Annotated in this window: 7 protein-coding genes; 6 read left to right on the plus strand and 1 reads right to left on the minus strand. The window is 39.8% G+C overall.

Annotation, left to right across the window (positions count from 1 at the left end; all coding sequences use genetic code 11):
• Window positions 1-27: 27 nt before the first annotated feature.
• The 6 genes from C3K47_RS04885 (at window position 28) to C3K47_RS04910 (ending at window position 11,527) form a co-directional block, all read left to right on the plus strand.
• Entirely contained in the window at window positions 28-1,545 is a 1,518-nt protein-coding gene (locus tag C3K47_RS04885) for an MltF family protein (protein ID WP_207765235.1), read from the plus strand.
• 559 nt (window positions 1,546-2,104) lie between these two features.
• Complete coding sequence (locus C3K47_RS04890; protein ID WP_103788000.1) at window positions 2,105-5,230, plus strand: SusC/RagA family TonB-linked outer membrane protein; 3,126 nt, start codon at window positions 2,105-2,107, stop codon at window positions 5,228-5,230.
• Window positions 5,231-5,260: 30 nt separating this feature from the next.
• Window positions 5,261-6,781: a RagB/SusD family nutrient uptake outer membrane protein gene (locus C3K47_RS04895; protein ID WP_103788001.1), complete on the plus strand. Its 1,521-nt coding sequence runs from the start codon at window positions 5,261-5,263 to the stop codon at window positions 6,779-6,781.
• Between the two features lie 38 nt (window positions 6,782-6,819).
• Window positions 6,820-9,156, plus strand: coding sequence for an arylsulfatase (locus tag C3K47_RS04900; protein ID WP_103788002.1), 2,337 nt, complete (start codon window positions 6,820-6,822; stop codon window positions 9,154-9,156).
• 197 nt (window positions 9,157-9,353) lie between these two features.
• Window positions 9,354-9,989, plus strand: a complete 636-nt coding sequence (locus C3K47_RS04905) for a hypothetical protein (protein ID WP_133159330.1) — start codon at window positions 9,354-9,356, stop codon at window positions 9,987-9,989.
• Between the two features lie 506 nt (window positions 9,990-10,495).
• On the plus strand, window positions 10,496-11,527 hold the full coding sequence (locus C3K47_RS04910) for a hypothetical protein (RefSeq protein ID WP_103788004.1): 1,032 nt from the start codon (window positions 10,496-10,498) through the stop codon (window positions 11,525-11,527).
• A 192-nt stretch (window positions 11,528-11,719) separates the two neighbouring features.
• On the opposite strand, the gene C3K47_RS04915 is transcribed toward C3K47_RS04910, so the two are convergent.
• Window positions 11,720-14,161: an arylsulfatase gene (locus tag C3K47_RS04915; RefSeq protein ID WP_103788177.1), complete on the minus strand. Its 2,442-nt coding sequence runs from the start codon at window positions 14,159-14,161 to the stop codon at window positions 11,720-11,722.
• Window positions 14,162-14,510 lie beyond the last annotated feature (349 nt).

The following is a 14,510-nucleotide window of genomic DNA, read 5'->3' on the forward strand; positions in this document are numbered from 1 at the left end:
ATCCAGGCAAATCCACATCCTTGCCATATGAATGCTATGAGAGTTTTAATCACACTATTGTTGCTTGTTGTGTTGATTGATTCATGTAATAACTCAACCCAAAGAGAAAAAAAAGGCCCTACAGCAATGGCCGATGAACAGGATTCAATAATAACCTCCAATTCTTCTGATCAATCTGATCTTTTTTTTAACAGTCTTCGTAAAGCCCATAAATTGTATGTAGGTGATTTTGATACGATGCAAAAACGACGGATCATACGGGTATTAGTTCCTTACAGCCGAACCCTTTTCTTTAATGACAAAGGACGGGAGCGCGGAATTACAGCGGACAATTTCAGGGAGTTTGAAATGTATCTTAACAAAAAGTATTTTAAGAAGCCGCATAGCATCCCATTTACGGTTGTTTTTGTACCCACTTCCAGAGATAAATTACTTAAGAACCTGATTTTGGGAGTAGGTGATATAGCCGCCGGAAATCTTACTGCAACGGAAGCACGCTTAAGGCACGTTGATTTTGTGGCTCCTAAAGAACAAGGCAGCGTATCAGAATTGGTACTTAATCGTAATCAAGATCCACCCATTTTATCATTAGTTCAATTGAGTGGAAAAACGATCCATGTACGTAAATCTTCGAGTTACTATGAAAGCTTGCAAAAGTTAAACTTTGAATTTACCGCAAAAGGTAAAATGCCCATTAATTTGAAAATTGTTTCTGAGGATCTTGAGGATGAAGATCTAATGGAAATGCTTGATGCAGGTATTATAAAACTAATCATTATTGACGATTGGATGGCCAGAATGTGGTCTCAAATTTTACCCAATATACGCATTAACAAACAGGCAGCGGTTCGCCAGGGCAGCTACATAGGCTGTGCGTTTCGGAAAAACAGTCCTTTGCTAACTGATGAATTGAAGGAATTCTATTATGATTATGAACAACCGCTTGCCAGTATGCCATATCGTCTAAAAAAATATTATCAGAATGTAAAGCACCTGCAAGATCCAACCAACTCGGATAACGCAAAACGCTATACCCAGGTAATGAATTTGTTTGAAAAATACGGTGAAGAATATGGTTTTGATCCTTTGATGCTGGCTGCATTGGGATTTCAGGAATCGCAGCTCGATCAAAGTAAACGTAGTCCGGTAGGAGCAATTGGTGTTATGCAGCTTATGCCGCGTACGGGCGCATCAATGAAAGTTGGAAATATTAGAATTGTAGAATCTAATATTCATGCCGGAACCAAGTACATGCAGATACTTATGACCCGCTATTTTAAAGATGCACATTTCGATGCCTTTAATAAATCACTATTTGCCTTCGCTTCCTACAATGCCGGTCCCGAAAGAATCTCAAATCTGCGCAGACTGACTGCAGAACGCGGGCTGAATCCGGATGTATGGCTTAATAATGTAGAAATCATTTCTTCCGAAAAGATTGGTCTGGAAACCAATACCTATGTCAGAAACATTATTAAATATTATTACTCCTATAAACTAATGCTTGAACGAAATGCGGAAAGGCAAAAATTAGTGCTTCAATAGTAGATGTTAGTTACTAGTTATTAGCCTCTAGCTAATAGCTATAGCTGGATTAATATAGACTTTAAAAGTTTCAAAATTTTCATTTCTTACTTCAGAAAATTCAGCCAATAGGGCCATAGTTCCCGCCAAATTCACTGCCTTTTTGAGTTCCGAGATTCCCTAAAATCAGCTTAAAAAAGCTTTTAACCAACCACATATCTTCCTGGTTTAAATATTTTTTAATTATAACCTATTTATTAGCAATTAGTTTTAAATAATTTATATAATCTATTTAATCTATAGAGTATAAAGTTTAAATAGAATTTTATACATTTGATTAATGATTATTAACTATAAGACAAACAATCTACTGAATAGGTCTTTTTGAAGAAAATCCATAAGGCATTTATCAATAAAATAAGGGAATCAATAAAAAAGGAGGGTGAATTAGATCAAAGGTATTTAACATAAATCGAAGGGGATGCTAAGAGCATCCCCTAAAGGTTCAAATCAATGAAAAAGGTTTTCAATTGGCGTTGGCACCTCTTTCAATCTGTAAAATTTCAACCAACATAAAAGTATGCAAAAAATAGCGAAAGCCATACGGGCTTTTCTCTCACGTATTTCTCCGCCTGATATTTTGTGGTCACGCAGTATATCAGTGCGGCAAAATTGGATTCTCCAGCAACTCAGGAAGAAATTCCAATTAACAGCATTTATTCTTTTAGCACTTTTTCAAACCATAAATGCCCAGGCACAGCAACAGCCTATTATTAATGCAACACTTGCAGGTAAAGTAACTGATGCAAAAACTAAGGAATCACTTGCTGGTGTAACTCTTCAGATCAAAGGTACTACTCATGCTACTTCTACCGATGCTAACGGTAATTTCAAGTTTTTAACAGGACAAAAGCTTCCTTTTACACTGATCGTTTCTTTTGTCGGTTACGAAACCCAGGAGGTGGCGGTAAACGAAGGGCCAATCACTATTGAACTTAAAGAAGCATCTTATCAACTGGCAAGTGTAGTTGTGGTTGGTTATGGTACACAAAAGAAAAGCGATTTAACAGGATCAGTTTCTTCGTTACCGGCAAATTTAAAGTCTCAACCGGCTGCTTCTCCAGACAGGCTCTTGCAAGGGGCGGTGGCTGGAGCACAAGTTACCCAATCGAGTGGTGCACCTGGAGGAAGCGTTTCAATCCGTATTCGCGGAGGAACTTCTATCAATGCAGGTAACGAGCCTTTGTATGTGATCGATGGATTTCCTATTTATAATGCTGATGCTACCACTGATGCCGGTGTAACCACAGGTCCGCCGATAAACCCTTTATCGGGTATAAATCCATCGGATATCGAATCAATTGATGTTCTAAAAGATGCTTCTGCAACGGCCATTTACGGTTCAAGAGGAGCAAATGGGGTTATCATTATTACTACTAAGCGTGGTAATAAAGGCGGGTTCTCGATCAATTACGACGGTTATTATGGAGTTCAGCAAAAAGCCAAACAAATAGGTGTTTTAAATGCTCAGCAATGGGGATTGTTAAAGAATGATGCATTAAAAGATGCCGGAAAAGCTCCGTTTTATACTCAAGAACAACTGGATAATCTGGGTGAAGGAACTGACTGGCAGGCAGCAGCTTTTCGCGAAGCACCAATGCAAAGTCATAGTCTTTCCATCTCATCAGGCAATGAAAAAACAAAGATCTTGTTTTCAGGAAGCCTCTTTAAACAAGATGGTATTATTCTGAATACTGGATTCAATCGATATTCAGGAAAATTAAATCTCGATAATGATGTTACTAACAACTTTAAACTGGGTGTTAGCTTAAATGCAAGTTTATCGGAAGCGGTTGTAGCTCCAAGCGGCATTGTTCCTAATATTTTGTCAATGGTTCCGGTTGTTCCGGTTCGTGACGAAACCGGAAATTTCTCAGTAAATAGTAGCTTTGGTTCAACAGTAGCCAACCCGATTGCGACCTTAAGCCTGCAAAGCAATGAAACAAAAACAACCCGCTTTTTAGCAAACAGTTTTGCAGAATATAGACTTCTTGACGGCCTTACTGCTAAAGTATCGCTGGGAACGGATATAGTAAACAATAAGCAAAACAGGTATTTGCCTTCTACGCTTTTCGAAAGCTCGCCAGGTGGTAACGCTTCTATCGGTTCGTTGGGAACGCTTAACTGGTTAAATGAGAATACGCTTAACTACCGAAAAACATTCAATAGCAAACATTCAATCGACCTGCTTATTGGTAATACTCAACAGAAATCAAGAACTGAAACTTACATAGCAGGTGCTTCCAACTTTGTGAGTGATGAATTTACCTATAATAACATTGGTGGTGGAACCGTGTTGGTTGCTCCTTCCAGTGCAAGTATTGATTGGGCCCTTCAGTCATTTCTGGCTCGTGTGAACTACGGATATGATAACCGGTATTTAGTAACGCTTACCGCACGTGCTGATGGTTCATCTCGTTTTAGCAAAAACAATAAATGGGGAACTTTTCCTTCGGCAGCATTTGCCTGGAATGCATCTAATGAAGAATTTCTGAAAAATATCAGGCAGATCAGTTCATTGAAACTTCGCTTAAGTGCAGGTCTTACCGGTAATCAGGAGATCGATCCTTACCGTTCACTTGCCCGATTGGGAAGTTTCCAATATAGCTTTGGTAACACCCTTGTAAACGGTTTGGCTACAAGCAGCTTTGAGAATCCGAATTTAACCTGGGAAAAAACGGCACAATATGATTTTGGTTTCGACCTTGAATTGTTCAACAGCCGTATTCAATTAACCTCGGATGTTTATTATAAACGCACTTCAGATCTATTATTAGAAGTTCCGGTTCCTTTTTCGTCGAGCGTTACCAGTGCTTTTCAAAACCTTGGAGTAGTTGCAAACAGAGGTGTTGAGTTGGGGCTTAAAACAGCAAATATTCGTGGTGAATTTGATTGGAGTACGAATGTTCTTCTTTCGGTAAATCGGAATAAAATTGAAAGCCTTGGTGGTGCCAACTATTTCTTTGTAACCGACCCGGCTAGCCCAACTACACTGCCAACTCAAATTATAAAGGTAGGCGAATCGGTGGGTGCGTTTTATACCCTCGTGGCCGATGGTGTTGATCCTGCTACTGGTTTACAAAAATACAAGGACCTTAATAAGGATGGAGCGATCACCCAGGATGCCGACCGTACCATTGTAGGGAGCGCACAACCTAAGTTTTTGGCAAGTGTTAGTAATACCTTCAGGTATAAAAACTTTGATTTGTTCTTCTTCTTCAATTCATCATACGGCAACAAGATCTTTAACTGGACACGTGCCAATTTAGAATTAGGAACAGGATATACTGGAGCTGTTTCTTCGCTTTTAAATCGTTGGACACCTACCAATACCATTACCGATGTTCATAAAGCCATTGAAAATCCGGCGGTAACCATTTCCGATCGTTTTGTTGAGGATGGTTCCTTCATTCGCTTAAAGACACTTTCATTAGGGTATACGCTACCGGCACGATTTATTTCAAAAGCGAAGTTTAAATCGGCCAGAATCTATGTAACAGGTTCGAATCTGTACACCTGGACCAATTATTCGGGATATGATCCGGAAGTAAGCACAAACGGACAAAATTCGCTTAGCTCTGGTATGGACCGCGGTGCATATCCAAATGCGAAATCGTTTATAGCTGGAATTAGCTTGACACTGTAAAGATCTACCTGTTACCTAAAATTTATTAGTATGAAAAAGACATTAATTCTACTGTCGGCATTGAGTATAGGGTTCACGAGTTGTGTTGATCTTAATGAAAGTCCTGAATCCTTTATTTCGCCGGAACAATTCTATAAAACAGCCAAGGATGCAGTTACGGCGGTAAACGCTATTTATTATCCGCTGGTTGATAATAAGGTGGGAGCGCAACCCATTTATAACCGTTTATTTTATACTGGTCTGGATTTTATGACCGATGATATGGATGCCGGACCGGGTTCTCCAAACGGAGAAGTAAGGGCTTTCGCCAAACTTACCCACGCCTCTACCAATTTGCGTATCCAACAAATCTGGACTGAGCATTACGAAGGCATTAACAAAGCAAATATTGCACTTGAACGTATTCCTGCAATTGAAATGGATGCGAAGCTGAAAAGCCGCTTATTGGGCGAAGCTACCTTTTTACGTGCGTTGTATTATTTTAACCTGGTACGCCTGTATGGCGATGTGCCGTTGTTACTGACTGATCAAACCCGCTTAACAACTGCCGAACTTCAGGTTCCCAGAACCCCGACCTCTGAAGTATACGCTCAGATCATAAAAGACCTTGAAGATGCGGCGAATTACTTTAAAAATGGAGCAGCCGGTGAAGCCGGACGAGCTACAGAAGGTGCATCAAAAGCTCTATTGTCGAAGGTGTATCTAACTAAGAGAGATTGGGCTAATTCAGTTAAGCTTGCCGAGGAAGTGATCAACGGTTCTTATGGTTATGGGTTATTCGATGATTATTCGCAGGTATTTCTTCCGGCCTACAAAAACGGAAGGGAACATATTTTCTCAGCCCAAATAAAAGGCAGCACCATCAGCACCGGACATTTGGTTACCTCCAGCGACATACGTTCAGGAGTGCCGGGCATAAAAGGTTCATATGGTAACCAGGTGGCTTTTTATACCGTTGGAACTGATAAGTACTTCAGTGTTTATAAGCTGTTTTCCAATAAGGATAAAAGAAAACGGGTTTCGTTTGTTACTTCCTATACGAGCCCTACCGATGGTAAGAAATATTTTACCCTAAATGCCCCCGGCGATTCAGTTCCTTACATTAATAAAAACTGGGATCCTAACTATCCAACTTCGGGTCAGTCGGATGCCAATGCCAATGTATTGCGCTTTGCTGAAGTATTGTTGATTCATGCCGAAGCAGAGAATGAGCTGAATGGTCCTACTGAAAAAGCCTATACTTCATTGAATAAGATCAGAAAAAGAGCGGGCTTAGATAATCTGACAACAGGGTTAACGAAAGATGAGTTCCGCGATTCAGTTTACCTGGATCGTCGTTTGGAGCTGGTGGCCGAGTATCAGCGTTTCTTTGATCTTATACGACAAACTGGAACCGAAGCGACAGGAGTGGGGCCGGAAGGAAGGGGGATTTTGGTGAAGAACCTGAAGCTGGTGGGCAAAAACAATGTGACCCCGAAGCATTACCTGTTTGCAATTCCTCAGGGTGAAATTGACCGTAATCCGAAGCTTACTCAAAATTCGGGTTGGTAATTAATGGTGAAAATTAATAAAGATAGAAAAATCTTCTCATGAATAACAGATATAAAAAAGCCGGATTTACGGCGCTTCTGGCATCATCAGTAATGCTGAATGCATATGGCCAGAGTGAACAGAAATTAACTTCTGATCCAAATTTTAAAGGAAAAGTAGGTCGGACTACTGCCGAATCGGTAGAGTATCATCCTGAAAGAAAACAGGCGCCTGCCGGAGCTCCTAATGTGGTTGTTTTCTTAATTGACGATGCCGGGTATGGAACCGCAAGTGCTTTCGGAGGTTTAATGCAAACACCTGTTCTGGATAGTTTGGCTAATAATGGTTTACGCTATACAAACTTCCATTCTACGGGTGTGTGCTCGCCTACAAGGGCAGCATTGCTAACCGGCCGTAACCACCACTCGGTTCACATGGGTACATTAAATTATAGCTCCAGCGGATACCCTGGCTATGATGCAATAATGCCTGGCGATAAAGCTACCATTGCCGAAGTGCTTCACGAGAACAACTATAACACCTTTGCAGTGGGCAAATATCACGTAGCGCCACTGAATGAAATCACTTCTAATGGTCCTTTCGACCGTTGGGCTGTTGGCCGTGGTTTTGATCATTTTTATGGTTTTCAGTTAGGACATACTGATCAATATCACCCGAATTTGTACGAGGATACCAAAGTGGTGGATGTTGAGCCAAACAAAACGCACCTTACCACCTTGCTGGCCAATAAAGCGATCAGCTATATTGCCAATCAAAAATCGATTTCTCCTGAAAAACCGTTCTTCTTGTATTTTGCTACAGGAGCTATCCACTCACCTCACCAGGTTGATGAAAAATGGAGCGATTTGTATAAAGGAAAGTTTGATAAAGGTTGGGACTGGTACCGAGAAGAAGCTTTCGCGCGTCAGAAAAGGTTAGGTGTTATTCCGAAGGATGCTGTTTTACCGGAGCGTGATCCTACAGTAAAGGCCTGGGAAAGCTTAACTCCTGAACAAAAGAAAGTATATGCTCGTTATATGGAGGTTTATGCAGGTTTCTTAACGCATGCTGATTATGAATTTGGGCGCATTGTTAACTATATTAAAGAAATTGGTCAGGCTGATAATACTGTAATTTTAGTAAGTATTGGCGATAATGGTTCGAGCCACAGTCCGCGTAACGGAAGCTTTAATGGTTACATTTCTAGCCTTGATGAAGAAAAACAGGTAGCCGAACTTTATAAGAATATCGACAAAATGGGTACCGAGCATTCCTTTCAGGATGCGCCCGCTGGTTGGACCCAGGCAACAAATACGCCTTTCCGCTTATGGAAAGCTGATCCAAACAGCGAAGGCGGAACCCATCAGCCATTTATCGTTTATTATCCAAATGGAGGGTTTGAAAAAGGAGGAATCCGTAACCAATACGGCCATGTTATTGATATTGCTCCAACCATTTATGAGCTTGCAGGAGCGAAAGTTCCAGAGGTTATTAAAGGGTATCAGCAAAAACCAATTGAAGGAACCAACTTAGCCTATTCACTAAAAGACAAGAATGCGGCAAATCGCCATACGGTTCAATATTATGAGCTTTTTGGAAAAAGAGCAATTGTAAAAGATGGTTGGAAGGCGTCCGTTTTCCACCAGTCGGGTGCTGATTTTAGTAAAGATGTATGGGAGTTATATAATTTGAATGAAGACTTCAACGAACGTATTGACTTGGCTGCTAAACAACCTGAAAAATTAAAAGAGCTGCAAAAACTGTTTGACGAAGAAGCTATTAAGTACAATGTGTTTCCATTGAACGATTATGCGTTGGGGCACAGTGCAGGAGGAAGAGAACGCAGTCCATATGGATTAAGTAAAAAGGTGGTTTTATATCCGGGAATCGATCAGATTTTAACCTACAGCGGGCCACAGTTCCAGAATGATCCGTTTACGATTACGGCGGATGTAGAGATCAAATCGAACAGTGATCAGGGAGTTCTTTTTGCCACCGGATCAGAGTTTGATGGCTTAAGCTTGTTTATAAAAGACGGTAAGTTTTACTCTGCTCATAACACGGGTACCATTATCAGACATCTGGAATCATCTATTCCGGTTCCAACAGGTAAGGTAAAACTTAAGTTCGAGCTTAATTACGTTGCTCCAAGCGATAAAAAAGACAGAAATGCCAGTGCCGGTACCGAAGCGATCTACATCAACGGTCAGAAAGTAGCGGAGCGAACTATAGTGGCAGCAGAAGGAAGAATTGCGATCTATAAAGATGGTATTGACGTTGGCGCCGACCGTAATTCTCCGGTTTCAGATAAGTACAGCGTGCCGTTTAAGTTTAACGGTAAACTAAACAATGTTACCATTGAGTATGAAAATGGTGAGGCTTTAGGGCATAATTAATAGCTAACAAAGTTTGTTTCTAAACTAACAAACAGGCTAATAATAAACGCATTTTTAACTGGCAGCAAGAATGTTCTTGCTGCCAGTTTTGTTTTTCTAGGTTCTTGTTTTATTTTCATTTCTCGCATGCGATTAATAACCATTTACAATTAAATTATAATCTTATACAAATGAAAAACTCCATAAATCCTCCAATAATGGAAGCTTTAAAAGAATATAGATCAAACTTTAATGAAGATCTATTTCTAAAGCTCCCTACTGAAACTCCCTACGGAAATTTGAATGTGAGTTGGATGGAAATTGTAACAAGAATAGAATACCTTAATGACATTATATTAACCCTTTATGCCCATTTTTATGCAGTAAGGCAGGTGTCTCACACAACTCTTGATCGAAGTTACCGAGAGAAATTTCTTATTGAACATATTTTCTATTTTCTTAGGAAGACCGCAGATGAATTAATTCAACTGATTTCAATTCTTTCAGATTTTAAGCAACGAAAAACTTTTTCGCAAAAAATCAGATTGAATTCAATCGATGGGTTTTTAAAATCAAAATTGTCTTTTAATGGAGAGTTTGAAGAGTTTAAGGAAATTTTAGGAGCAGTGAATAAAATCTCTAATTGTTTCAAGCATTCATTTATAAATTCTCAAACTCTTTCTCGTAGTGGTGATGAAAGTCCTGCTGTTTATGCATTTACTCTTCATTATAATAATTTGAATAACGAACCAGAGTTCTATGAGCTTGATTTGGGACGAATGTTGGTTGATTTTAATGGTTTTTTAAAGCATTCAAAAGAATATATAAAGTTGAACTTTGAAGAAGCTCTCTGATTGAATTACAGCTTAATGTTTGCTTATAATTTGATTAAAATCAATGTTTTATCAGAATCACAAGCCTACTTTTGTTACCTGACAAGTAAATGTTTGCCCCCGGCTTAAAGCAAGGGATTGTTTTCATTTGTTTTATTTTATTTTGACAAGGACCCTAATGCTTCACCAGCCTTAGGGTCTTTTTATGAGCGGTTCATTTCGCAAGCCTGTAAAAGTTCTACCAGGGTTATCCATTTAATACTTAGGTTATAATTTGACTGAAATCAATGTTTTGTCAGAATTTCAAGTCTACCTTTGACGAATTAATAATTGGTTTACAATGGAGATATTGCTGCTCGGTTTTATCTCCATTACTAAAACTTTAAACAAACTCTTAATCACTCATGGTATAAGTTTTCCTCAAACAATAGATGCTAAATACATTTCTAATTCCATCAATCAGGGTTGATTGTTAACCTTCAGGAATTGGTTAAATGGTATAAGCCTCTACTAACTTAGATCATATCATGAGGAAGTTCCTTTCAATCTATTTTGTAATAGCGATCAGTTTCTTAAGTCCGCCTGCGTTTTCGCAGGAAGAAGGCAAGGAACTTGGTTTGCCGGGCGACAATTTGAATCTATACGCCGTATTGACACTGTTTCAAAAGTCAAAAACCATTGAGGACTTTGAGAAATCATTGAATGAACAAAGAACAGGTGTCAATAATCTGGATTTGAATCTGGATAAAAAAGCCGATTTTATTAAAGTGGTTACCAAGCAAAACGGTGATTCATTTTCATTTATTCTGAGGGTGGATGTCAGTAAAACCGAAACGCAGGATGTTGCGGTAATTTTATTGGATAAAAACAAGGATAAAAAAACTACCCTTCAAATTGTTGGTGATGAAGAGCTGTATGGGAAAAATTATGTGGTAGAGCCAAGTCCTACCGCAGTGGCCTCAGTTACAGCTAATCCAGCGTACACGGGTGATAATCCTGTTACAGTAAATCTTCCGGCAACAACAACCGTTGTAGTTGAAACAATACCTGTTGTACAATACGTGTATTCACCGGCCTATGTGCCTTACTATCCGCCTTATTATTACGGGTATTACCCTCCATATTTTTTCGCCTTTAGTGTAATGGCGGTCGGTATTTATCACCATAACCATTACTATCATCATCATGGTTACCATGGAGGACATTATGGCGGAGGAAATACAGTAATTATTAATAACCGTAATAACTTCAATAATTACAATAACAATAAAATGAGGTCGAATACCGTGAGTAATAACATGAATAACGGTAGGTATACTAACAGTAACCGCTCTTCAAATCGTATGGCCTCCACTCGTCCTGCAGCATCCACATCAAACAGAGCTGCAACAGCTTCAACACGTCCTTCAACAGGAACAAACTATCGCCCATCAAGTGGAGTTTCTCCTTCAACCCGAACTTCTAATCGTCCTTCTGGTGGTTTTTCCATGCCTTCTAGCAGACCATCATCGATGGGTGGTGGATTCTCAAGAGGCGGAGGCGGCGGAAGACATCGGTAATTAAAATTTCTTTGATGATTGGTTGATCCTGAACAAAATCATTTAGGGTCAACCAATAAATAAATTGCAATCTGAACTAGTAGCGAGGTATTTTGCTGCTAGTTTTTGTTTTTTTAGGCACTCGTAAATTATCCATCTATACAATACTACAAAAGCTTATCGCAGTACCGGATTGATGAATACCTTTAACAGCTAATCTCTTTTTAAAGCTCTTTCTGCTTCCTTCTGTAAATCGATGTATTGTTCTTTTCCAACATCAACTCCTACTCCTAAAATTGTTCCTCCTTTAAAAGTACCGGGAGTTTTATATTCACTGCTTACCGCATCGCCGCTATCATAGCCTACACAAAGACCATCGCCAGAAAGGGTAAACTTACCGGGTTGTGTCTTCATTGGTCCTTCAGCCACTACTTTGTCATTAATGTATAGTTTTGCTTTTCCTATTTGCTCTCCATGTTCACCGGTTTTCTCGCGAATGAACTCCATACCAAGTGTGTATTTTCCAGGAGTCAGTTCAATAGAAGAAACCAGTTGTTGTTCGGGCTTAATACCAAGGAAGTTATATACATAATAGAGTTTCTTGTTCTTGATAAATAGGGTGTGACCACCAAAACGTGAGCCATGGGCGAAGAGTACACCGGAAGCGGTAGCCTCTTTAATCTCTACATCAGCTACTATTTTATAAGAACGGCCACGTAAATTCACAGCCACACCTTCCGGCACTGGAGCAGTACCTGGATAATAAACATATCTTTCACGAGCCTTTTCTTCGGCTGGTCGTTCAACACCTAATACTTCTACCGCGGTGCGGTCATCCAATGGTAATACCAGGTTTTTATCGGCCTCATCATTCCAGGCAGCTATTAATTCTTTTAGTTTTTCAGGATTTTCCTTTGCCAGATTTTTAGATTCTGAACGATCAACATTTGTATTATATAACTCCCATACATCCTGATCAAAATGTCCTTTGCTCGAAAGTGGAGCATGCAAGGTTATAGCCTTCCATCCATCTTTCCAAATGGCACGGGTACCCAACATGGCATAATACTGAATATGCTTTTGAGTAGGATCATCGGGTTTAGCATCAAATGTGTAACGCATTGATACCCCTGAAAGTGGGTACTGCCCAACACCTCTATACACATTTGGCATTTGAAGACCACAGATATCTAATATAGTTGGAACTATATCGGTAGAATGATGATACTGATTTCGTATTTCGCCATGGGCCTTAATGCCTTTCGGCCATGAGATTACTAATGGATCACAAGTACCACCGGCATATTCGCTGTATCTTTTAAACATTTTAAATGGAGTGGAAAAGGCTGCAGCCCATCCTGTTGGATAATGTTCATAAGTATCAGGCCCGCCCATTTTATCGATGTATTTTAAATTCTCTGATAACTCATCCGGATAACCATTAAAGAATTTATTTTCATTCACCGAGCCATTAGGTGAACCTTCTCCTGAAGCACCATTATCGGCCGCATAAATCACAACGGTATTTTCTAATTGACCGGTTTTTTCTAAATAATCGATAATACGGCCAACCTGTGCGTCGGTATATTCCGAAAAACCTGCATACACTTCCGCCAAACGTGAGAATAATTTCTTTTCATCTGGCTTTAACTCATTCCACGGCCGAACAAAATCGCCGGCAACAGCAACATTTGGTGGTAATGGGTTAAAATTTGTAAGATCAGTGCCTTTGGTGATAATTCCTTTTTCGATCATACGTGGAAGCACCCATTTTCGATACGCATCATAACCTTCATCAAATTTACCTTTGTACTTGGCGATGTATTCGGCAGGAGCATGATGTGGTGCATGATTTGCACCAGGACAAAACCACATAAACCATGGTTTAGATGGATTGGTAGCTTTTTGGTCGCGAATGTATTCTAATGCTTTATCCGTCAAATCCTTGGACAAATGATACCCCTCTTCAGGTCCGTATTTAGCTTCTGTAAAATGATTGTCTTCAACCAGATCGGGATACCACTGATTGGTTTCTCCTCCCAGAAAACCATAGTAACGATCGAAACCTAATTGTAAGGGCCATTGTTTACGACTTGCACCCGAAGCCACGTCCTGTTCCGGAACATTGTGATTTTTCCCGATCCAGAACGTACTCCAACCATTATCCTGCAGTATCTGTCCAATGGTTGCGCATTGTTCGGGTATACGACCATGGGCGCCTGGGAACCCATTAGCAGCCTCCGTAATGGCGGCATTACCAGTAAGGTGATGATTACGACCGGTCAATAAGGTAGAACGGGTTGGTGAGCAAAGTGCTGTAGTATGCCATTGAGTATAGATTAACCCGTTATCGGCTAGTTTTTGAAGTGTGGGCATATTAATGCCTCCGCCAAATGGCGACCAGGCCGCCAGCCCGGTATCATCATATAAAACGAAGAGTACATTTGGTGAACCTTCCGGAGCTTTTTTAGGTGTGTATGCGTCCCAATCAGCTTTTGAATCCCGGACATCCAATTTGATGGTGCCTTTAAAGTTTTCTTCCCTAACTTTTCGCGGATCTGCCTGTGCGGATACTTTCTGAGCGATGCCTATAAAAATACAAAAGAGAATAAAAGGCAGACTTTTCTTAAATGTTGTAATTGTATTGGCTTTCATATTGTATTCGTTTTGTTGAGTTGAAATCTGTTTCCCCATTGAAAAAATCACACATATTGAGACCATGAATCTGGGTAGTAATTCAAACGAAAAAACAGCTAGTTCATGGGGGATTAAATGCCTTTTTACTTTTTAGGTAACTGCAACCGGAGAGGTCTGTTGTAGAGACGATGAGAGAGCGCAATTAAAAAAACAGTAATGAGGTTTGTAGGAGTTAAATTCCTTATTCTCGTTGAACGAATGGTATCTTTCTTACCATAGTTAAAGATAGTTTATACAGTAGAATTTAACCGACTATTTTATTGTTGGTATTATTCAAATTAATTAATAATCAGGTAACTACAAAAAA

It is taken from the genome of Solitalea longa (assembly GCF_002920915.1).
Taxonomy (GTDB): Bacteria; Bacteroidota; Bacteroidia; order Sphingobacteriales; family Sphingobacteriaceae; genus Solitalea; species Solitalea longa.